Source organism: Chryseobacterium indoltheticum, assembly GCF_003815915.1.
Taxonomy (GTDB): Bacteria; Bacteroidota; Bacteroidia; order Flavobacteriales; family Weeksellaceae; genus Chryseobacterium; species Chryseobacterium indoltheticum.
Genome location: NZ_CP033929.1, coordinates 1,462,814 through 1,483,154, shown reverse-complemented (window position 1 = coordinate 1,483,154; position 20,341 = coordinate 1,462,814). Strand labels below are relative to the sequence as shown.

At 36.8% G+C, this 20,341-nt stretch carries 25 protein-coding genes; 22 read left to right on the top strand and 3 right to left on the bottom strand.

What is annotated here, in order from left to right:
- The first annotated feature begins 67 nt into the window (after positions 1–67).
- From EG358_RS20010 to EG358_RS06830, 22 genes are all read left to right on the top strand, one after another.
- Complete coding sequence (locus EG358_RS20010; RefSeq protein WP_394337947.1) at positions 68–262, top strand: GxxExxY protein; 195 nt, start codon at positions 68–70, stop codon at positions 260–262.
- Positions 207–473: a GxxExxY protein gene (locus tag EG358_RS06930; RefSeq protein ID WP_394337946.1), complete on the top strand. Its 267-nt coding sequence runs from the start codon at positions 207–209 to the stop codon at positions 471–473. The genes EG358_RS20010 and EG358_RS06930 overlap by 56 nt, the downstream gene beginning before the upstream one ends.
- Positions 474–587: 114 nt before the next feature.
- Positions 588–1,820 carry a bifunctional alpha/beta hydrolase/OsmC family protein gene (locus EG358_RS06925; RefSeq protein ID WP_076561724.1) on the top strand — a complete coding sequence of 411 codons (1,233 nt, stop codon included), beginning with the start codon at positions 588–590 and terminating at the stop codon, positions 1,818–1,820.
- 106 nt (positions 1,821–1,926) lie between these two features.
- Positions 1,927–2,262: a four-helix bundle copper-binding protein gene (locus EG358_RS20005; protein WP_076561725.1), complete on the top strand. Its 336-nt coding sequence runs from the start codon at positions 1,927–1,929 to the stop codon at positions 2,260–2,262.
- Positions 2,263–2,283: 21 nt separating this feature from the next.
- Positions 2,284–2,682, top strand: a complete 399-nt coding sequence (locus EG358_RS06915) for a GlcG/HbpS family heme-binding protein (protein ID WP_076561726.1) — start codon at positions 2,284–2,286, stop codon at positions 2,680–2,682.
- A gap of 111 nt (positions 2,683–2,793) precedes the next feature.
- The gene (locus EG358_RS06910; protein WP_076561727.1) at positions 2,794–3,603 is read left to right on the top strand and encodes an SDR family NAD(P)-dependent oxidoreductase; all 810 of its coding nucleotides are present in this window, start codon (positions 2,794–2,796) and stop codon (positions 3,601–3,603) included.
- Positions 3,604–3,656: 53 nt separating this feature from the next.
- Complete coding sequence (locus EG358_RS06905; RefSeq protein WP_123890037.1) at positions 3,657–4,136, top strand: hypothetical protein; 480 nt, start codon at positions 3,657–3,659, stop codon at positions 4,134–4,136.
- A gap of 236 nt (positions 4,137–4,372) precedes the next feature.
- Positions 4,373–4,831 (top strand): DUF417 family protein, encoded by a 459-nt coding sequence (locus EG358_RS06900; protein ID WP_076561729.1) that lies wholly within the window; start codon positions 4,373–4,375, stop codon positions 4,829–4,831.
- A gap of 12 nt (positions 4,832–4,843) precedes the next feature.
- Positions 4,844–5,179, top strand: a complete 336-nt coding sequence (locus EG358_RS06895; protein WP_076561730.1) for a cupin domain-containing protein — start codon at positions 4,844–4,846, stop codon at positions 5,177–5,179.
- A gap of 29 nt (positions 5,180–5,208) precedes the next feature.
- Positions 5,209–5,784, top strand: coding sequence for a carboxymuconolactone decarboxylase family protein (locus tag EG358_RS06890; protein ID WP_159436388.1), 576 nt, complete (start codon positions 5,209–5,211; stop codon positions 5,782–5,784).
- A 10-nt stretch (positions 5,785–5,794) separates the two neighbouring features.
- A complete protein-coding gene (locus EG358_RS06885) occupies positions 5,795–6,295 on the top strand; it encodes a TlpA family protein disulfide reductase (protein WP_076561732.1) in 501 nt (166 codons plus the stop codon).
- Positions 6,296–6,339: 44 nt separating this feature from the next.
- Positions 6,340–6,864 (top strand): peptide-methionine (S)-S-oxide reductase, encoded by a 525-nt coding sequence (locus EG358_RS06880; RefSeq protein WP_076561733.1) that lies wholly within the window; start codon positions 6,340–6,342, stop codon positions 6,862–6,864.
- A gap of 20 nt (positions 6,865–6,884) precedes the next feature.
- Complete coding sequence (locus tag EG358_RS06875) at positions 6,885–7,424, top strand: hypothetical protein (protein WP_076561734.1); 540 nt, start codon at positions 6,885–6,887, stop codon at positions 7,422–7,424.
- Between the two features lie 64 nt (positions 7,425–7,488).
- Positions 7,489–7,770, top strand: coding sequence for a DUF427 domain-containing protein (locus EG358_RS06870; protein ID WP_076561735.1), 282 nt, complete (start codon positions 7,489–7,491; stop codon positions 7,768–7,770).
- A gap of 69 nt (positions 7,771–7,839) precedes the next feature.
- A complete protein-coding gene (locus tag EG358_RS06865) occupies positions 7,840–9,234 on the top strand; it encodes a mercuric reductase (protein ID WP_228421434.1) in 1,395 nt (464 codons plus the stop codon).
- Positions 9,235–9,250: 16 nt separating this feature from the next.
- Positions 9,251–10,744 (top strand): BCCT family transporter, encoded by a 1,494-nt coding sequence (locus EG358_RS06860; RefSeq protein ID WP_123890035.1) that lies wholly within the window; start codon positions 9,251–9,253, stop codon positions 10,742–10,744.
- A gap of 43 nt (positions 10,745–10,787) precedes the next feature.
- On the top strand, positions 10,788–11,618 hold the full coding sequence (locus EG358_RS06855) for a helix-turn-helix domain-containing protein (RefSeq protein ID WP_083677073.1): 831 nt from the start codon (positions 10,788–10,790) through the stop codon (positions 11,616–11,618).
- A 274-nt stretch (positions 11,619–11,892) separates the two neighbouring features.
- Complete coding sequence (locus tag EG358_RS06850; RefSeq protein WP_076561739.1) at positions 11,893–12,117, top strand: hypothetical protein; 225 nt, start codon at positions 11,893–11,895, stop codon at positions 12,115–12,117.
- A gap of 109 nt (positions 12,118–12,226) precedes the next feature.
- On the top strand, positions 12,227–12,685 hold the full coding sequence (msrB, locus tag EG358_RS06845) for a peptide-methionine (R)-S-oxide reductase MsrB (protein ID WP_076561740.1): 459 nt from the start codon (positions 12,227–12,229) through the stop codon (positions 12,683–12,685).
- An 85-nt stretch (positions 12,686–12,770) separates the two neighbouring features.
- Complete coding sequence (locus EG358_RS06840) at positions 12,771–13,253, top strand: peroxiredoxin family protein (RefSeq protein WP_076561741.1); 483 nt, start codon at positions 12,771–12,773, stop codon at positions 13,251–13,253.
- 64 nt (positions 13,254–13,317) lie between these two features.
- The gene (gene msrA, locus EG358_RS06835) at positions 13,318–13,815 is read left to right on the top strand and encodes a peptide-methionine (S)-S-oxide reductase MsrA (RefSeq protein ID WP_076561742.1); all 498 of its coding nucleotides are present in this window, start codon (positions 13,318–13,320) and stop codon (positions 13,813–13,815) included.
- A 183-nt stretch (positions 13,816–13,998) separates the two neighbouring features.
- Positions 13,999–14,958 carry a CorA family divalent cation transporter gene (locus EG358_RS06830; RefSeq protein ID WP_076561743.1) on the top strand — a complete coding sequence of 320 codons (960 nt, stop codon included), beginning with the start codon at positions 13,999–14,001 and terminating at the stop codon, positions 14,956–14,958.
- Positions 14,959–15,163: 205 nt separating this feature from the next.
- Here the strand turns inward: EG358_RS06830 and EG358_RS06825 are convergent, their stop codons facing one another.
- From EG358_RS06825 to EG358_RS06815, 3 genes are all read right to left on the bottom strand, one after another.
- A complete protein-coding gene (locus EG358_RS06825; RefSeq protein WP_076561744.1) occupies positions 15,164–16,060 on the bottom strand; it encodes a leucine-rich repeat domain-containing protein in 897 nt (298 codons plus the stop codon).
- A 54-nt stretch (positions 16,061–16,114) separates the two neighbouring features.
- Positions 16,115–18,262 (bottom strand): alkaline phosphatase PhoX, encoded by a 2,148-nt coding sequence (locus EG358_RS06820; RefSeq protein WP_076561879.1) that lies wholly within the window; start codon positions 18,260–18,262, stop codon positions 16,115–16,117.
- Positions 18,263–18,422: 160 nt separating this feature from the next.
- Positions 18,423–20,213: a cytochrome-c peroxidase gene (locus EG358_RS06815; protein ID WP_115596409.1), complete on the bottom strand. Its 1,791-nt coding sequence runs from the start codon at positions 20,211–20,213 to the stop codon at positions 18,423–18,425.
- Positions 20,214–20,341: the final 128 nt, after the last annotated feature.

The window sequence follows — 20,341 nt, the reverse complement described above, 5'->3', positions numbered from 1 at the left end:
ATACTCCCGCAGATAGCACAGATAAACGCAGAAAATAAAATCAGCGGGAAATTAAAAGACTAATACAATGACTGAAACCGATATTTCCTACAAAATAAGAGGAGCCATATTTGATATTTATAATGAGTTGGGTGCTGGTTTGCTCGAAAGCGTTTATGTGGCTGCTTTGGAATGGGAACTTCTAAACCAAGGACTACAAGTAAAACGTGAGGTACCTGTTCCCGTTCATTACAAAGAAGTTAAAATGGACTTGGGGGTTTAGACTGGATTTATTAGTAGAAAATAAAGTAATTATTGAAGTCAAATCCGTAGAAAACCTCGCAGAAGTACATCATAAACAAGTGTTGACTTATTTGAAAATAACGAAGTTAAAACTGGGCATTTTAGTAAATTTTAATGTAGCAAATATTAAGGATGGCATATTTAGGAAAGTAAACGGTTATAATAGTCTCCCGCAGATAACGCAGAAATAGAAATCAGCGTAATCAGCGAAATCCGCGGGAAATAAAAAAATATACTCCCGCAGATGACGCAGACAAACGCAGAAATGAAATCAGCGAAATCAGCGGGAAACAAAAAGATAAAACATGAATAAAACGAGACTTGAAATCATCAACAAAAGAGGTAATAAGCTTTGCGCTTACTTGGAACTTCCGGCCAACCAGAAGCCCCATTCTTATGCCATTTTTGCCCATTGCTTTACCTGCAACAGCACTTTAGCCCCGGTGCGCAACATCAGCAGAACCCTTACCAATTACGGCTTTGGCGTGGTTCGCTTCGATTTTATGGGATTGGGCTACAGCGAGGGCGAATTTGCAGAAAGTCATTTTTCGGGCAATATAGAAGATCTTGTTTCGGTAAGTGATTACCTCGGCGAGCACTTTAAGGCACCCTCACTTTTAGTAGGACATTCTTTGGGCGGTGCAGCAGCCATTGTGGCGGCATCCCAATTGGAAAACATTAAAGCAGTAGCCACCATTGGTGCGCCAGCTTCAGTATCGCACGCAAAACGCCTGTTTTCCGAACAAATAGATTTGGAAAGCGAAGCGCCTGTTGAAGTGAAAATTGAGGGACGCCCCTTTAAAATTGATGCCCAATTTGTAAAAGATTTTGAAAAAACCGATTTATTGGCCATTGTAAAATCGCTTCGCAAACCCTTGCTCATCATGCACGCACCGTTCGACAACAGCGTGGGTATTGAAAATGCACGGAAATTGTACCACGCTGCTTTTCACCCAAAAAACTTCATCAGTTTAGACGGGGCCGATCATTTATTGACCAATAGCAAAGACAGTCAATACGCGGGGGATATGATTGGTACATGGGCACAGCGTTATTTTGGAGAAGCAGAAAACGAAATGCTCGACACAAAAGGCGAACAACTGGTGGCGCACTTAAATGTAAAAGAAGATAAGTTTACCACCTTTATGCAAACCCTTAAGCACAGCCTTATTGCTGATGAGCCAGAAAGCTTTGGAGGTAACGATTTGGGGCCAGCGCCTTACGATTTTCTAAGTGCGGCTTTGGCCTCTTGCTCGGTGCTGACCGTGAAATTGTATGCAGAAAGAAAAGGTTGGGACTTGCAGGAAGTGTATGCCTACATCACGTATTCTAAAAAGCACAGCGACGACCTGATGATTGATGTTGAAAAGCCGGGAAACATAGACCATCTTTCGAAAAAATTGAAACTTATCGGAAACTTAACGGAAGAGCAACGCATCCGATTAACAGAAATAGCCGCTAAATGCCCCGTACACAAAACCTTAACCGGCAATGTGGTAATTGAAACAGAAAGAATGGAAGCGGATGAGGTTCATTAAAATTTTAACCACTACTTGTCCCGAACATCGGGATAGATAAATCGGTAGGTAATAAATAGAAAAATCAGGTCTCTATTTGGTTAAATTAAAACACAAAAACATAATAATGAAATACAAAAATCAAAAAAGTGCAGAATTAATTGCTATATTAAATGAATGTGCAGCTACCTGTCGTTTTTGTTCTGTAGCCTCGCTTAACGAAGAAACCGTAAAATCAATGGTTTCATCTATCAAAAGCAATTTAGACTGCTCAGAAATGTGCAATCTACTGGCATCTTACCTCTCTCGAAACTCCGCACACGCATCCCATTTGCTGAAAGAATGCATTGAAATATGCGAAGCCTGCGCCACCGAATGTGAAAAGCACCCCCACATGGACCATTGCCGGGAATGTGCTGAAACCTGCCGAAAATGTGCTGAGGCGTGTAAAAATGCACTTTGATAAACTTAAAAACATAAAAAAATGGACATTACATTAGAACAAGCAGAAAAAATAGTAGCCGCTGCTAAAACAAAGGCTAAAGAAATTGATACATTAATGAATATTGCCGTAGTAGATCGTGGTGTGCACCTCGTGGCATTTGCAAGGATGGATGGTGCATGGCTGGGCTCTTTGGATATCGCCATAAAGAAAGCAAAAACGGCAAAGTTATTCAATATAAATACGGGCGACATTGGAGCATTATCACAACCGGGAGCCTCATTATACAATATTGAACTTTCCAATGGAGGATTGATTTCCTTTCCCGGTGGTGTGCCTGTTAAAAATACTGCGGGAGAAATTATCGGAGCAATAGGCGTAAGCGGAAGTTCGGTAGAAAATGACCATGCAGTTGCCGAAGCCGGATCATTAGCATTGTAAGATTACCTTGTAATTCAGGGATGATGTTGATGAATTAAGATTTAGAAATGAAGTAAATCATCCATCAAAATAATATTTAAAACAGATAAACAAATAATAAAAACATAAATTATGCAAAAAATTAATTTCGCTGATAAATCGCTACACGAATTATACTCGTTAAAAGGCAGAAACGCCGTAGTAACAGGTGCTGCACAAGGAATTGGTCTAGCTATTGCAAAACGGCTGGCAGAAGCAGGCGCCAATGTAATACTTACCGACTTACAGGAAGATGTGGTTAAAAAGGCAGCAACCGATCTTGCAAAAGTAAACGGCGTAAAAACAATAGGCGTTGCCTACAACGTTGCCGACACGGCTAAAGCCACTGAAATTGCCGCGCTTGCTCAAAAAGAATGGGGGCAACTGGATATTTGGGTAAATAATGCAGGCGTTTTTCCCGTAATGAGTGCTTTGGATATTGGCGATAAGGAATATGACTTTTTGATGAACATCAACTTGCGTGGAGCCTTTGCCGGTGCAAGGGAGGCTGCAAAACTGATGCAGCACAACAGCGACGGCGGTGTAATTATCAATATGAATTCTATTTCGGGTTTAAAAGCGGCCACCAACTCGGCACATTATGTGGCTTCCAAACACGCTATTTACGGTTTTACCAAAGCGTTTGCACGTGATTTGGCCTCATCCAACATCCGTGTGCTGGCCGTTGCGCCCACGCTGGTGCAAACCCCCGCCGTTGAACATTTAGAGCACGACAGCAAAGGAGCTGAAGAAGCCTTGGAACACATCAGGCTAAATATCCCGTTAGGAAGGGCTGCTGAGCCGGATGATATTGCAAGGGTGGTACTGTTTGCCGCATCGGATATGGCAGCTTTTATGACGGGAAGTATGCTGGTGGTTGATGGAGGAGATATGGTGCTGTAAGGATACATTAACGATTATATACTTGAAATAATTGAACGGATCAAAACGGTAATATGAGAAAAATAGTTCTATTTTTAATTATGTTGAGCCTCCCGCTTACAGGATTTTCACAACAAGAAAAAAAGGAAGAATTTGAAAAAGGTATTTGGGAATTCAGTCCATCTATAATATACAGTTACGCCCCCTCTCTGTCAGAAGGCTTGCTCAAAACAGAGTTTCACGTTACGTATTGGGTTAATGAAGAATGGGGCGGTGGGCTTTCTTACACGCATAAATTTATCAACTCGGCAGAAGTTAATGATGATTTAGCCTTGATTGGCTCATGGAATGCCAATCGTTTTCTCACACTTCATTTAGGACTGAATTACACTATTCCTAAAAAAGAAGGAGAGAATGGTTTTTTCGGTATTTATAATGAAGCTGAAATTAATTTCAGACCCAAAAAGTGGTTTTCTTTTGGTCCCGTTGTCGGTTCAGTCCTTTCTAAAAGAACAGAACTGTATGGCGGGCTGCACTTGGCGTTTGAGTTTTAACTGAATTGGTTATCAATAAATAGCACTTTTAAGAATGAATAAATTATTATTTATCATGATAACAACAATTATATTTTTTTCCTGCAAACAACAAAACGAAACAGGAAACATCAACCACTGAAAATAAGCCCTCGACTCAAACTATGCTGAATATCAATTGATAAATTCGCCGGTTTGCTTACTGGTGTGGAGTAAGCCAATAGTATAATAAAAAATCAATTTAAAAAAATAAAGCTATGAATGGAACATTACAATCAAAAATATATAAAGTTGGATATTACATCTCACTTTTAGGAACGGTAGCGATTTTGCTTTGGATAGCACTTTTAAAATTTACGCCCCCGGAAGCAAATGGAATTAAGCTATTGGTAGAAAACAGTCCTTTCACTTCGTGGATGTATGATGTATGGTCTGTTTCAACAACAGCTAAAATTATCGGTATTTCAGAAATCATAATCGTTATCTTAATTATTTTAAGTATCTGGTTTTCAAAACTCAGAATTTATGCTACACTTGGTATGACGGCTATGTTTTTGGTAACGATCAGTTTTTGGTTTACCACCCCTGCCCCTGATGGGTGGCTAAAAATAGTTGACGGATTGCCGATGCCTAATGCCAATAGATTGAAAGACATTATGTTTTTAGGTTTTGGACTGATGCTGATTAATTTTCCTAAAAATAAACAATCAATTTAAAAAAAATAAGCAATGGAAAAACAATATAAAAAGTATAAACTAAACGAATTCGTAACACTACAAGTGCTTTCTTATACGGACGAAATGATGGTGGTCAAATTATGGTTTATCGGCAAAGGCTTCGACAGTACGCACCACCACGGCAACCAGGAAGTAAACATCGTAACTGGTGGCGAGTTTGAAGCTACGAACGGTACCGAAAGAATAAAAGTATATCCCGGACAAGCGGTAAAGGTACCTTCCAATTTTGAGCACAACATGGAATGCTTGTCGCCCACCGGCGAAATGGTTACGGTTTGGACCCCGGCAAGGCAGGATATTATTGAAAAATATACAGAACAAGAATAATCTTAAGCAAACAAATTATGAATAAATTAATGTTATTTACACTAATTTTTATGGCTTTAAGCATCACTACAAAAGCACAAAATGATATGAGCGAGAAAAACAAAACCGAGAAGAAAAACATCGTCAACCAGTCCTTTGGTAAAATCGATTTTAAGAAAAAACTTTATGCGGAAAACGTAACCAATTATTTGGATCTGCCTACACAAATTGCCAAAAAATACGGTTCGTTCAGTTATGCCGATTTGCCGCTCGACCGTCAAATTGCCGAGCAGGTTCGTCTTTGGGCTTCAATTCGCTACAAATGCAGTTATTGCACCATTTTTCACACTAACGATGCAAGAAATACGGGAATGGATACTCATAAAGTTGACAATATTATGGCTTATAACCAAAGTGATCTTTTTTCTGCCAAAGAAAAAGCAGCGCTGAATTATGCTTCCGCCATTTCGTATGTGGATTATGAAAAACTGCCAGCCGCAACTGCCGAAGTAAATAAATATTTTAACGAAGCCGAAATTGAAACCATTATTATGTGTACGCTTTTAATGGATATTTGGGCAAGAATATTTGCGGTACAGGGCAACACACCTTATTATACCCAATAAACGGATAGTGATGGAAAATAATTCAGACCTAAATCAAATCAGTATTGGAAAACCACTTCCCGATTGGACTCTGGAAAGCATTTTTGGAGATGCCGTTCCCGATAAAGCAGACTTTATTGGAAAACCTTTGTTGATTTTGATATTTAGTTTCGGTTGTCCCGGATGTGTGGGCAGAGCCATTCCCTTTGCCAATCGTAATGTGTACGAAAATGGAGAAAAGCTGAATGTATTGGGCATTCACAGCAATTTTGAGGGGGTTGATTTTACTGCAGCACAATTTCAAAAACATAAAGAGGATTTGTTTATCCGCTTTCCATTTTATAAAGATTTTAAGTTTAATACCACATTTTTGGAATATGGTGCGGGCGGAACACCACATTGGGTAGTAGTTAATAAAAATGGCATTGTGGAGTATTCAATTTTTGGCTCTGACCCTAATAATGCACTGCTCCGTTTGGGGTATTTGATAGATGAATTAACAGAAGAGGATCCATCTGAGAAGAAGCAATAAGAAAAGCACAATTAAAAAATTGAAGTAAATTGATTAACAAAAAAATGGAAAAACCAGACGAAAAAATAGCATTTGGAGGAAGCTGCCACTGGTGTACAGAAGCCATTTTTCAATCGTTGATTGGGGTAAAAGTGGTAGAACAAGGTTTTGTAGCGACCAATACCGGTTTGGAAGATTTTTCCGAAGCGGTAATTGTGCATTTCAGCCCGGAGGAAATTTCACTTAAAGTTCTCATTGAAATACATTTAAGAACGCATAGCAGCACCGTGATGCACAGCAGGAGAAACCTTTACCGATCAGCTGTTTATACCTTTTCTGCGAATCAGGAATCGGAGGCTAAGGCAATACTGAAAAATCTGCAAAGCGGGTTTTCAAAACAAATCATTACCCAAGTGTTTCCGTTCGGAGCCTTTAAACGCTCTCGTCAGGAGATACTTGATTATTACTATTCAAATCCCCAAAAGCCCTTTTGCAAAAATAATATTGACCCGAAATTGAAGTTGCTGCTAAAAGAATTTGCTGATGTGACAGATAAAGAGAAACTGCAACATTTGAACGAAAATTATTAATTCAATAAAAAAAAAGAATTATGAATAATCCAAAAGATTTAGTAAGCACCATTGCCGATTTAAACAGGCAAGGCTATACACACGAGTTCAGAATTAAAAACAAACAATTATTTTCCGACCAACTAAATAAAGGATTTGCAATGGAAGCCTTTAGCATTGATGATTCGTACACGTTTAGCACAGACGGAGAAAACGATGGAAGTGAACTCTTGTTTGCTATCACACTTATGGGCGAAAACATCAAAGGATTTTTGGTAGATGCCTATTCTGCCCTCGAAACTGTAGAAGCAAGCGAAGTACGAGAAAAGTTTAATGCCAACAATGCACATATTCATCATTTAAGTGATGCAGAAACCAAATACGGCTTACCTCGTGTGAAAAAAGAAGTATTCAATAAGTCACCTGAGCGGTATATATTCCGCATTGGTTTTCCCGATTTTCCGGCCTGTCCATTTGGCAATAAATTTGAGGCACTTGGTTGGGATACAAAAGATGAGAAGTATGTATGGCTGGTTTCAAGTATTATAAAGGACAATAGATTGGTACGAAAGCAGTATTAAAATTGATTCTTTTAAAAAAACAATGTGGTTGAAAGCATCATCAAAATAATTAAAAAACAGCATTATGAAAGCAGTATTTAACAATGTAATTATCGCAGAAAGTGACAACACCGTTGTAGTAGAAGGCAACCATTATTTCCCACCACAAAGTTTAAAAAAGGAATATTTTACAGTATCCGACCACAAAAGCACTTGTCCGTGGAAAGGATCAGCCTCGTATTACTCTGTAAATGTGGACGGAAAAACAGAAACCGATGCCGGTTGGTATTATAAATCGCCATCAGAAGCCGCAAAGGAAATAAAAGACCACGTTGCTTTTTGGAAAGGCGTAAAAGTGAGCGAGTAAAACTTAAAAATATATAAATTTTAAACACATAGAGACATAGGCTACACCGGAAAAAAACTATGTCCGTATGTGGTAAAGTGGTTAAAAAAACAAAAAATGATTCAATACGATTACATTATAATAGGTTCCGGTCAGGCCGGTACACCGTTGGCTTTCAGTCTTGCCAAAAGCGGACGTGTTGCCATTATTGAGAAAGGTCAATTGGGCGGAAATTGTGTCAACAACGGCTGTATTCCCACAAAGACGTATATAGCAAGTGCCCGCAAAATGTGGGATATCTCACACGCCGAAGATTACGGGGTGGACATTCCGCAGTCCGGAAAGGCGAATATGCGAAAAATAAAAGAACGCAAAGAAGCCATTATCGGAGTAGACCGCAACGGCATAGAAAAAGGGTTTCAGGACGATAAAAACATCACGCTTTACAGAGGTGAAGCACATTTTGTAAACGATTACGAAATAGCTGTAAACGGCGAAACATTAACCGCCAAAAATATTTTTATCAATGTAGGCAGCCGACCGCGTGTACCGGAAATGTATCAGCATACGCCTTATTTCACCAATGAAAATATTTTGCAAACCACCGAATTGCCCGAGCACTTGATCATTATCGGTGGCAGCTTTATCGGTGTTGAATTTGCACAAATGTTTAAACGCTTTGGTAGTAAAGTAACCATTGTAGAGCGTGGACCCCGATTGATAAAAGTTGAAGATGAAGACATCAGTCAGGCGGTTGCTGATATTTTAAAATCAGACGGCATCGATATTATTCTTAACGCTGATGACATACAAACTTTGCAGAATAAGGACAGCTCTATTACCGTCAATGCCACCAAAGACAAATCGGTTTCGGTAACAGGGTCACATATTTTACTTGCCATTGGCCGTATGCCCAATACCGATACTTTGCAGTTGCAAAACACCAATATAAAAGTAAATGAAAGAGGCTTTGTTGAGGTAGATGATTATGGTCAAACCAATGTAGCAGGCATTTTCGCTATGGGCGATTGCAATGGAAAAGGCGCTTTTACACATACCTCTTACCACGATTATCAAGTGGTACAAAGTTTTTTATCCGGATCAAAAACAAGAAAAATCAGCGACAGAATTACCACTTATGGTTTGTTTACCGATCCGCCATTGGGCAGAGTTGGAATGACAAAAAAAGAAGCTTTACAAAAAGGATACAAGATTTTGTTGGCGCACCGACCAATGACCAAAATAAACAGGGCTAAGGCAAAAGGAGAAACAAAAGGATTTATGCAGGCGATTATAGATGCCGACACTCAACTCTTTTTAGGTGCTTGCGTACTGGGCGTTGGCGGTGATGAAATTATCAGCGCCCTCACCAACTTAATGTATGCCAAACAGCCTTACACCGTTTTGCGGGATGCCGTACACATTCATCCTACAGTAAGCGAATTGCTGCCCACTGCGCTGGAAGATTTAACACCATTGAATTAAACAATAACAATATATTTTGATAAAAAGAACATTCCATAGACTGCTGAAAAACAAATTATTGTTTTACGGAATGCTATTCGGGCTATTTTTCCTTATCGCTGGTATGGTCAATTCAGAGGCGTTAATTCATTTTTTAAATGCCGGAAATAACAGCTTGCTGTCTGTATTCAGCAATTATTATTTGTTCGTTGGAGCTTTTATTGTAGTGGTATCGCTCGTTATTTTATTTCTGCCGCTGGGTAAAAAAAGGCTGGGCAATAAAAAACCCGAATACTCTTATTTTAGCTGGATAGCCTTGTTGTACAGTACTGGTATGGGTTCCGGCTTGCTGTTAAGAGCCGTGCAGGAGCCGGTCTATTATTTAAACAATCCGCCTGTTGCCACTACCAATGCAGAAGTGCTGGCGTTGCAATACACTTTTTTCCATTGGGGTTTTACGCCTTGGGCGATGTACAGTTTATTCGGGTTGATTGTAGCCTACAATCTTTATGTCAGAAAAGTGCCCAATTTGCTGCACGCTCTTGTTCCTGCATCTAACAACAATTATTTAAAAAATATAACCATTGTATTTATTGTATTGATTACCATAACCGGTGTTATAGCTTCATTGGGGCTGGGTTCAGCACAACTTGTCGGTGGACTTAACCACACTTTTAATATAGAACTGGGCAACTACACGCTGTTGGCAATGGTGCTGCTTATCGGTCTTATAGCCACTTTTTCAGCGTTAACGGGCATCCAAAAAGTCATCAAATATTTAGCTGATTTTGACTTTGGCTTTTCCATTTTACTGATGTTGTTCATTGCCTTGTTTTTAGATTTTGCCCCATTTTTTTCGAATCTATTTACCGCAATGTATCAATACGTCATTCATTTTTTTGAAATGAGTTTGTCTATTGGCGGTTATGTAACAAGTGAAAGTTTCACCAAAGGGTGGACGGTTTTTTATTGGGCATTTTGGCTGGCGTGGGTTCCCTTTACAGGCATATTTATCGCCCGTATCTCAAAAGGAAGAACGGTAAGAGAATTTATAATTGCCACCATTTTGGTGCCCACTTTTGCTACGCTCATTTGGTTTTCGGTTTTTGCCAACAACGCCTTTGATGTATTGAGCCAAAGCAACACCGGGCAGTTTGACAATTTATACACTTCGCTGTTTGTGTTTTTGGAAAATTACCCATTCTATCAGCTCACTTTTATTATCGCCATATTATTGGTGCTCATTTCCATTATCAACTCGGTTGACTCCGCCGTTTTTGTATTGGGAATGTTGAGTGACAATGGAAATGAAAACCCTTCAAAAAATCACAAACTCATCTGGGGAGGCATCATTACCGCCACAGCCTTTGGTATTTCGGCATCCGGCACGAGCGATTTACTAAACGCCATTAGCAACCTGCTGATTATTATGGCGCTGCCATTCAGCTTGCTGTACCTGTATATTATTTGTAGATTTTTCATAACAATAGTAAATGAAAACAGCGAAAAACAATTTGAAGATAAAGACTAGAATAATTCTCACCATTTTAATTAAATCAAATCTTTAGTAAACTATGTTTACACAAAATATAAACGTCATCGACAGACTGCAAACCCCTTTTACACTTATGCCAAATGATTTGGATGAGGAATTAACCATTATATGGAATATAGGAGCAATAAGCAATGTAAAAGTGGATGGCCACGAAATTGAAATAGGCAAAAACTGTATATTATTTGTTTCAGAATTTTATATGAAGCTCGAGGCTCTATCAGGAACATTTCGGGTAATTAAGTTCAATAAAACATTTATCAATCCTATCGACTCGCTCAAAAATACGGGGGAATATTTAATGATTTTTTATGGACTTCACACAGTGGATCATTTGCCAAAAATTATGTTAAACGAAAAAGAAGTTATTATTTTTGAAACACTATGGCAGGAACTACTTTTGGAGATAAAAAATATAAACAATCCTATCTCAGAAGCGTTGACGAGAAATTCTTTTCAGCGTTTCCTGTTACTCAGTCAAAAAAACCACGCAGTAACCGAATTTGATATCCCGATTGATTTTAAAGATTTGAGGCTGATCCGCGAATTTCAATATTTGGTAAACACTAACTTTAAAGACCTAATGAAGGTTTCCGATTATGCAAGCATCTTAAAAATTTCTCCAAAAAAAATCGCTGAAGTATTTGGCTGTTGCTACAATAAAAAAGCAAGCGAACTGATTGCCGACCGGAGAAATCTATACGCCAAACGCCAATTGATGCACACCGATGAATTGATAAAAAACATTGCTTACGAATTGAATTTTTCAGATTCGCAGGCATTTTCACATTTCTTTAAAAAACAAAACAAAATGACGCCGGATGAATTCCGGACTAATAGCAAAACTGTTTAGTTTTTCTTTAATCCCCTGAAAACCAAACACCAATTAGACATTTCCAAACACCCTATTCCGTCTCATCGCTTGTTATCTTTGTGTAATAAAAGAGAAAAAAATGCCTATATTTCTTTTGAGTTCTTTCAAGTATTTATTTCACCTTTTAATAATACCAAGTTCTTAAAATTGTTTTGTAAATCGTAAAACTAAACACCAATTTCTGAAAGACAAACACTGGAACGATTTTCATTTGAGGTAAATTTGTATAAGTAAGAACTAAACACATAAGTATATGGAAAATCGAAATGCTCAGGTAAGATTTGAGACCTTTGATAAACTTACTTCCAACAAATTTTTAGAAGAACTAAAAGCAAAACAAAAAGAAAATAGTGCGTATAAAGCAGATTGCTCAACAGAAAGCTGTAAAAGATTAACCCCAAAATTCAGGCTTAGCTTGTGCAATGTCAAAACCATTATTATGCTTGGGATCATTATATATCTATGGTTGGCAAATTGATAAGAATTACAAAATTTTCATCAATCAGAAAACAAAACAACCAGTGATGAAGGCAATTAAACGGATTCTATTTAAAGTAAATTGTATAATAAATTAAAATAAAAAAATTATGATAAACTGGAATAATGTTATAAAATTCGCAACACACGGAAACCCTACACCCGATAGAAGAGTAGAAAAAACAGAGGAAGAATGGAAAAAAATCCTTACCCCGGAACAATTTAGAATTACCCGTCTAAAAGGGACGGAACGAGCCGGAAGTGGCGCTTTTTGTACCTCTCACGAAGCCGGAAAATACAAATGCATTTGTTGTGAAAATGAACTATTCGACTCTACTATAAAATTTGAGTCGGGAACAGGATGGCCAAGCTTTACGCAACCTATCAGAGAAAATGCAATAAAGTATCACAAAGATAGTTCCTACGGAATGATTCGGGTGGAAGTAATGTGCAATAATTGCGACGGACATTTGGGACACATTTTCCCGGATGGCCCAGAACCAAGCGGATTGAGGTATTGTATCAATTCAGAATCAATTGATTTGATAAGAACAGTAGCTTCAAACTAAAAATAGACCATTACCAATCGCCGAAACTTTGATCGTAATGATAACTATTACTGTTTTCAAAGGTTTAGCATAAAAAACAAAAGCAATGGATAATACACAAAATCAATCAATAAAAGCTCCGGAATTAAGAGTAGAACAATGGATAAATTCGCAAGGTTCCAAACTGGAAAATCCCATCAAATTATCCGATTATGAAGGAAAATATAAAGTTATATATTGTTTCCAGCATTGGTGCCCCGGTTGTCATAGTGTAGGGCTCCCGTCTTTGAAAAAGCTAGTTGATGCATTCAAAGACAGCGATAGGATTGCGTTTCTTGCTGTTCAAACTGTTTTTGAAGGAGTACACGCCAATACGTACGATAAAATTTTGGAAACACAGAAAAAATATGGATTAGAGATTCCGTTCGGGCACGATCCTGGAAAAGGAAGATCTACCATAATGGAAGATTACAACACCGGCGGAACGCCCTGGTTTATTTTTATAGATCAAGAAAACAATGTCGTATTCGCAGATTTTCACATCAATGTGGATGGTACAATAAAGTACTTAAAAGAAGTAACGAAATGATGAAAATCTAACGATAAGGTGGGCAAAAAAGGAAAATAAATTATATAAAGAAAACAATTACAATATGGCAAACAGTAAAAAAGTATATATCGCAGGCGGATGCTTCTGGGGAATGGAAGATCTGTTCAGAACAAGAAAAGGAATTATTGACACCGAAGTAGGCTATATCGGAGGGGAAAACGAAAACCCCACCTATGGCAACCATCCCGGTCACGCAGAAGGCATTGAGATAACATACGACACGACCGAAACTGATTTTAAAGAAATAGTAGATTATTTTTTCCGTATTCACAATCCTACTACAGTTGACAGACAAGGTAACGATAGAGGCTCGAGCTACCGATCAGCTATTTTTTTCCAAAATGACGAGGAAAAACAAATAGCCGAAGAAGTAATAGCTATCGTCAACAAATCAAACAAATGGGAAGGAAAAGTAGTAACCACACTGGAACCTTACACCAAATTTTGGCCCGCCGAGGATTATCATCAAGATTATCTGGTGAAAAACCCTAACGGATATACCTGCCACTTCGAGCGATTTGGAACTTTTCTAGACAAATAATACAAATCACCCTATAAATTTCTATGGGGTGATTTTTTTAGTAGATTTCTGAATAAATCGTAACAATTATATTGACACCAAAAGGTTTTATCCATTTGAAAATCAAAAAACTAACAGCTTTATTTATGATAATTTTACTATATTAGGTAGCATCATACCGCAAGATAAAATAACGTATCACAAATGATTGAAATATTACTTAAAAACAAAGAAATTATTAAGGTAAGTAGCACGAACGAAATTTTACCTGAACAGATGGACTTTTATGCCATTCAATTCATTGATTATACTGATCAGCAAATAAATTGGGCCGGAGAAAACTTCGGGATTAATTGTTCACTTATGAAGCGGTATGAAGATATCGAAATCAGTTCGCATTTTTTAGTAAAAAACAATCAGACGGCATTCCACATCTCTATCCCCTATTATTGTTCAAAAGAAGAAAATAAACTTGTGGAATCGCCAATATTCTTTATAATGAGTGATAGCGGTCTTTTTTTCTTTTCAAACTCTTCCATTGATCGATTTTTTAATTTAAAATACACTTATAAACTCAACGAGTTGCACGAAATATCAGATATGATAGAAATCCTGATGTTTCAACTTGAATTTATTTCTGACTATTATGCTGATATTACAGAAAGCGAAGCAAAAAAAATAAAAGACCTTGCAAATTCGATATTATTGAAAAATGAATCTTCTAAAAAAATTACAGATCAGATAACGACTTATAGTTTCAACAGTTTGCTATTAAAAGAATCTTTAATCGAAACGATAAGAGTTTTTAACCTGTATAAGAAAAATATCCAAGATCAGGATTCACATATAAAAGAGCGCATAGAATCAGAATTAGATGATCTTGCCGTGATTTCTGACTATATTCAGTTCAATTTTGAGCGTTTGGATAATCTGAGGGGAAATATAAAAAACAAAATAGATCTGGAGCAGAATTATATATTCAAGGTACTTACAGTAATCACTTTATGCGTTTCACTTCCTGCTTTAATTGCCGGAATATACGGGATGAATTTTAAAAATATCCCCGGACTGGATACAATATATGGGTATCCTATAACCGTCATGATAATGGTCGTTCCGGCTATTTTGCCTTATATTTATTTTAAGAAAAAAAAATGGTTGTGAATTATAAAACCACAACTTCGCAATGCGAAATAATTTTAGCCCTTTTTTGTAAAAAACAATTATTTTTTTTATTTCATATTCGATTATAGGTACAATAAACCTCTAAATATTTTCAGAGATTTTTATTTTAGAGTAATAACATTTTATATTTTATTTGTACAACTTGATGGTTAAAAGAAAGAGTTCTAAAGTATTTATAATGCCATCAAAAATAAATCTGAGTCTCAGGCATTTTTTTTCTTAGATCCTCAACTTCTGAAATATTGATAGGATTTCCTGTGAGAATAAGTGTTTTCAAATGTTTTAAATCAGCAATTTCTTTTGGTAATGATTGTAGCTGATTATTGGCCAGATTAAGACTGATGATGTTCTTTAGATTCTTTATTTGAGGCGAAATCTCAGATATTTTATTCTCACCTACATTAAGGAACTCCAGATTTTTTAATGCTAAAATATTTTTTGAGAGTGTAAGTAGCATATTTTTTTGCAGCTCAAGATATTTGAGCTTATTTGGAAATCCTGTTTCATTAAGATCATTAATCTGATTGGATGAAAGATTCAAAAATTTAAGACTTTTTATTTTTTCAACATCAGAAACCATACTGATTTGATTGCTGTGTAAATTAATTTCTTCGAGTCCCGAAATTTCTGTCAGAGCTTTTGGAAAAACGCTGAGGTTATTGGCATCGAGTTGTACAACTTTAAGCTTTTGAAGTTTGGCAAACTCAGGATTAAGATCCGTCAACTGATTAAGATTCATAGAAAAAGTGTTTAACTTTTTAAGTTTGCTGATTTCGTCCGGAATATATTTTATGCTGTTCTCGTTAATATTAAGAATCTGAAGTTCTGAAAGTGAAAATAGTGCATCATCTAGCTTTTCAAGATTATTCCCCATAATGTTCAGAAAAAAAACAGAATTCATTTTCGTAATATCAGGAGGCAGATTAAACAGACCTTTATCTCTGAAACTTAAGCTATAAACAGTTTCTTTCGACATCAAAGCAGCCTCCATATCTGTATAAGTAGGATATTTTACAGGATCAATCTGGGCATTTATTCTGGCAATACACAGTAAACAAAAAAGGCAAATATATTTTTTCATAAAACAAAAAAAGGTCGCCGGAAAAAATCCGACGACCGTTATAAAGTATTAAAATTATTTTTTGAAAATCTTAGCTGTTTTCTGGAATCCGTCTGCTTCAATATTTAATATTAAAACTCTTGAAACCTGAAGCTGGCTTGTGAAATCTAAGTCCAGACTAGTTGTAGATCCATTTACTTTCTTTTTATAGACAACTTTTCCGTCAATGCTGTACGCAGTAACTTCAAGATTTTTCAGTGCTTTTGGCGAATTGATTTTCACAATACCAGAAGTAGGGTTCGGAGCTACCGTTACATCATTTTCATTAACAACTTCTACTGTTCCCAAACTTCCTGAAGTCCCTAAAAACTGTTGTAAAGCAACTACAATAGTAGCCGATTTTCCTCTATAATCTATTGTATTCCCCGTTGCATCTACATCAGTAGAAATCGTAGAATTAGGATGCTGAATTGAAAAGAAACCAAATTTCTTATCCGGTGTAAAAGTAAGACCTGTTGGCTCTGATCCTGCAGGCATTGACGCAAATAATCTTACATTAGGATTTGCCTGTGTATGATCGGGACCAATCACCCAAATATAGTTTTTACCACCATCCTGCAGCACCCAAAGGTTTCCAAGTTCATCGAAAGTAAGGTTATCGTTTCCGTCCCCCCAAGATTCAGTTTTCATTCCCTGCGCGGTGTTGAATGTATAAGCTGTTGATGCTCCGCCTACGAAAGTTTCAACGTTTGAAAGCGTCATTCCGTTATCTGTCATTCTGTATACTTTATCTAATCCTTTTGCCGTAAAATAAACTTTATCGTCAAGTGGACTTATTTCTATATCTTCTACTCCATTGAAGGAAGTACCGCCTAATGACAAAGCTAAAGCAGCCGTATTATTTTGATCTGCCTGAAGTTTATTTGGCACCTGAATCCACTGTCCGGTTGTTGCTACCGGATTTCCACCACTTAATCCCTGATCAAGCTTCAAAACATATAAATTTCCTGAAGCCAGATTGTTTGGAGTATCCATCACATATTTATAAACCATATGAGTTCCGCCATCTTCGCCATAATAAGCTGTTGTTCCTGCATCGTTAATCACTACATTTTCATGATTCATGATTCCCATCTGCCAAAGCTTATCTTTAGTTCCTGCCTGGTTATGAGACATTACTTGCGCTGTGACAGGGTCTATCTCTACCAACCAGCCATAATCTTTGTATCCATCGGCATTAATATCGTTTGACGTAACAGATTCTTCAGCCGTTACCACCGTTCCCCAAGGTGTAATACCTCCCGAGCAGTTTCTGATCGTCTGCACAAGGCTCGGTGCCGAAAAACTCACCGCTCTTGATTTTGTTAACTGCCAAAGTTTGGTTGAAGTATTGTAATTAATTTCTGCCATGGTAACACCTCCCGGGTTTGTTTCATGGTTTACAGAAAGATATCCGTCCATACTGCTGTTATTTTTAGCAACATAGGCGGTAAAATCATTAAGGCCACCAACCAATCCGCCGCCTTCTGTGTAGTTATCACCTTCTTTTAGGATCAACTGATATTTATGTTCAGCAGGGATAATCAATTTTGCAGTCTGTGTTGTAGGAACAATTGATGTAAAACAGCTAATATGTGTACCGGTACAGTTGGAAACCGGTGGAGTTACCGTTGTTGTTGTTTTAAGATATGCGTCTATTGTTAAATCTGAGCTTGTAGCACTTCTATTATGAAGCTCAATTGAAATTCTGTTAGTTCCCTGTACAAATTTGTTTTTGGGAATAGAGAATATGTTAATAGCCGTTTCTGCAGCCCCATCAACAATTGTACTCGAAAAAGTACCATGAGTAATGGCTCCGGATGGCATATTATCTCTTATCACCTCTTCACCGTTTAGATAAACAATGATTCCGTCATCTCTCCTCACGCCAAATTCCATCGTATTCGAAAGATCTACCAGATTTACTGTGAAATCTTTGATAAGATAAGCAGTATCTACACCAGAAATAAAAGAAGTCGTAACAGGGTCACCGTAACCTAACGGACCATTTCCTACAGCCCAGTTTGAAACATCATAATTGGAACTTTTCCAGGTTGCGGGCAATGCCACATCTGCGTCGTTATACTTCCATGCACTCTGCAATGCAAAAATTGTCGTCTGTGCCTGGATCATCGATGTCGTCATCAATGCCAAAGCTGCGATACTAAGTAGTTTTCTTTTCACTTTTATTAAAATTTCATTTACCATGCAAAACTATTTTTTTTGCTTCGGCATTGCGTTACGCTATCTTTAATTAAACCCCGATGAATATTAAGATAACTGAAAGTAAATGTTACGAATTTTAACTTATTATTAAATTTGAAATTTATGTAAAACTGAAGCTTTATTTCGCTAATTTCTTAGCCTTACTGATGTCTGTCAAAGTATTCAGAAAAGCGATAAGTTGTTTTTTTTCAATTTCCGTCAGATCAAGCTTATCTGCAGGAAGCGTCTGATTTTTCATGGGTAAACCTAAACCTTCTCCTCCACCTTCATTATAAAAATCAATCACTTCTTCAAGCGTATTAAAAGCTCCGTTATGGAAATAGGGTTTTGTTAACGCAACATTTCTCACCGTCATGGTTTTGAAAGAATTCTCGTAAATCCATGAATTTTCTTTTTTCACATTAGAATTTATTCTTCCTCTGTCACCATCAAGTTCTATCGGTAAATTTGTGATTGGTTTTTTGGTCACTCCTAAAACTTCAGATTCATTTTCATTAAAGAACGGCGGAACAAGTCCTGAAAAATGAGGAGCAAAATGACATGTTGCACAATTGGCTTTTCCCATGAATAAATTAAAGCCTTTTTTAGCATCTTCAGAAATTTCTTTTTCATTTCTCATAAAACAGTCAAAATCACTTTCAAACGAATAAAGAGAGGCTACAAACGAACTTAATGCTTTGGAAAAATTCTGTTTGTTGATTTTTCCGTCTTTAAAAACTTTTTTGAATTCTTTTTTATACTCTTTGTTGTCATTCAACTTTTGTACAATTTTTTGATAATCGGTATTGAATTCATCCTGATTATAAATCACGTGTTCCGCCTGTTGCTCAAGATAAAAAGCTCTCATATCATAAAAAAACCTTTTTGCAAAAACTGCATTATACAAAGAAGGAGAATTTCTCAAGACGGTTTTTCCCTCTACATTACTTGCAGATTTCTGTTTTAGATCGGTATACGCATTTTCTGGAAGGTGACAGCTGGCGCAACTCATCGTTCCATTAGCACTGAAGTTTTGATCATAAAAAATCTTTTCACCTAAATTTTTCAGTTCTTCAGAATCTTCAGAAGGTTTTAAAATGGTATAAAAATAAGGATCAAGAAAATCTGCTTTAAAGAAATCTTTATTCGAAACATTCCAGCCCGAAAAATTCTTGAGATCATCAGGATTACCATCCCAACTACCTAATTCTTCATATAAAGGCTGAACAAATTGTTTATAAAACTCTATTCTGTCGAAAGACTCAAAATCGGTATTCTTCCCAAGATAAGTAATTGCCTGTTGAATAATTAAATTAGCTTTTTCTGTTTTAAAATTTTTAAAATAAGCTTCATCGTTGATGTATTCACTCATTCCTTTAAAAGCATGAGCAGCTTCCTCGGAAATATTAAGCGAACCCGGAGTATCAAAACCTGTCACACCCAAACTGTAAATTCTAATAAGTTCTATTCGCAAAGGCAAAGTTTTATTATTTCCTGAGCTTAAACCATTGTTCAAAGCACTTAAATAAAAGTTTGCATAACTATTGTAAAGGAAATTGGTAATTGTACTTATTTCTTCTTTTTTTTCATTGGCTTCCTCCAAAAAAATAAGCTCATCTAAAACCTGTAGTCCTTCGGGAGGCAAAGTATAGGCTGAAGTTCCCGCTGCTTCTATATGAAAAAGCGGCGCTGCATTAAGATGAGTTTTGGTAAATTCAGGATAATGATAAGCGACGAAAAATTCTATTTCTTTAAAAGAATTTCTGGTATTCCTTAAAGTTTGCTGAAGCTTTTCTAAGGAAATTTTTTCTTGAGAATAAAGTTCTACATCATTTTTCAGATATTCTAACTCAATTTTAAAATCACGTAAACCTCTGTTTATAAATTTATTATCATTTTGTACACCCTCATCAACGGAGTTAAAAGACATCACAGAAAAAATGAAAGCGCATGGAATAAGCAGTAAAAGATAATATCTCACAGTTTTAATCGCAAAAGTAGCCTGATTAGATTACAGGTATTTTACGCATAAATTAAATAATGTTTACAATTTGCATC

What these genes read in the sequence shown, in the direction of transcription:
- EG358_RS20010 (WP_394337947.1), top strand. Translation starts at nt 68, where the DNA reads ATGACTGAAACCGATATTTCCTACAAAATAAGAGGAGCCATATTTGAT.
- EG358_RS06925 (WP_076561724.1), top strand. Translation starts at nt 588, where the DNA reads ATGAATAAAACGAGACTTGAAATCATCAACAAAAGAGGTAATAAGCTT.
- EG358_RS20005 (WP_076561725.1), top strand. Translation starts at nt 1,927, where the DNA reads ATGAAATACAAAAATCAAAAAAGTGCAGAATTAATTGCTATATTAAAT.
- EG358_RS06915 (WP_076561726.1), top strand. Translation starts at nt 2,284, where the DNA reads ATGGACATTACATTAGAACAAGCAGAAAAAATAGTAGCCGCTGCTAAA.
- EG358_RS06910 (WP_076561727.1), top strand. Translation starts at nt 2,794, where the DNA reads ATGCAAAAAATTAATTTCGCTGATAAATCGCTACACGAATTATACTCG.
- EG358_RS06905 (WP_123890037.1), top strand. Translation starts at nt 3,657, where the DNA reads ATGAGAAAAATAGTTCTATTTTTAATTATGTTGAGCCTCCCGCTTACA.
- EG358_RS06900 (WP_076561729.1), top strand. Translation starts at nt 4,373, where the DNA reads ATGAATGGAACATTACAATCAAAAATATATAAAGTTGGATATTACATC.
- EG358_RS06895 (WP_076561730.1), top strand. Translation starts at nt 4,844, where the DNA reads ATGGAAAAACAATATAAAAAGTATAAACTAAACGAATTCGTAACACTA.
- EG358_RS06890 (WP_159436388.1), top strand. Translation starts at nt 5,209, where the DNA reads ATGTTATTTACACTAATTTTTATGGCTTTAAGCATCACTACAAAAGCA.
- EG358_RS06885 (WP_076561732.1), top strand. Translation starts at nt 5,795, where the DNA reads ATGGAAAATAATTCAGACCTAAATCAAATCAGTATTGGAAAACCACTT.
- EG358_RS06880 (WP_076561733.1), top strand. Translation starts at nt 6,340, where the DNA reads ATGGAAAAACCAGACGAAAAAATAGCATTTGGAGGAAGCTGCCACTGG.
- EG358_RS06875 (WP_076561734.1), top strand. Translation starts at nt 6,885, where the DNA reads ATGAATAATCCAAAAGATTTAGTAAGCACCATTGCCGATTTAAACAGG.
- EG358_RS06870 (WP_076561735.1), top strand. Translation starts at nt 7,489, where the DNA reads ATGAAAGCAGTATTTAACAATGTAATTATCGCAGAAAGTGACAACACC.
- EG358_RS06855 (WP_083677073.1), top strand. Translation starts at nt 10,788, where the DNA reads ATGTTTACACAAAATATAAACGTCATCGACAGACTGCAAACCCCTTTT.
- EG358_RS06850 (WP_076561739.1), top strand. Translation starts at nt 11,893, where the DNA reads ATGGAAAATCGAAATGCTCAGGTAAGATTTGAGACCTTTGATAAACTT.
- msrB (WP_076561740.1), top strand. Translation starts at nt 12,227, where the DNA reads ATGATAAACTGGAATAATGTTATAAAATTCGCAACACACGGAAACCCT.
- EG358_RS06840 (WP_076561741.1), top strand. Translation starts at nt 12,771, where the DNA reads ATGGATAATACACAAAATCAATCAATAAAAGCTCCGGAATTAAGAGTA.
- msrA (WP_076561742.1), top strand. Translation starts at nt 13,318, where the DNA reads ATGGCAAACAGTAAAAAAGTATATATCGCAGGCGGATGCTTCTGGGGA.
- EG358_RS06830 (WP_076561743.1), top strand. Translation starts at nt 13,999, where the DNA reads ATGATTGAAATATTACTTAAAAACAAAGAAATTATTAAGGTAAGTAGC.
- EG358_RS06825 (WP_076561744.1), bottom strand. Translation starts at nt 16,060, where the DNA reads ATGAAAAAATATATTTGCCTTTTTTGTTTACTGTGTATTGCCAGAATA.
- EG358_RS06815 (WP_115596409.1), bottom strand. Translation starts at nt 20,213, where the DNA reads ATGTCTTTTAACTCCGTTGATGAGGGTGTACAAAATGATAATAAATTT.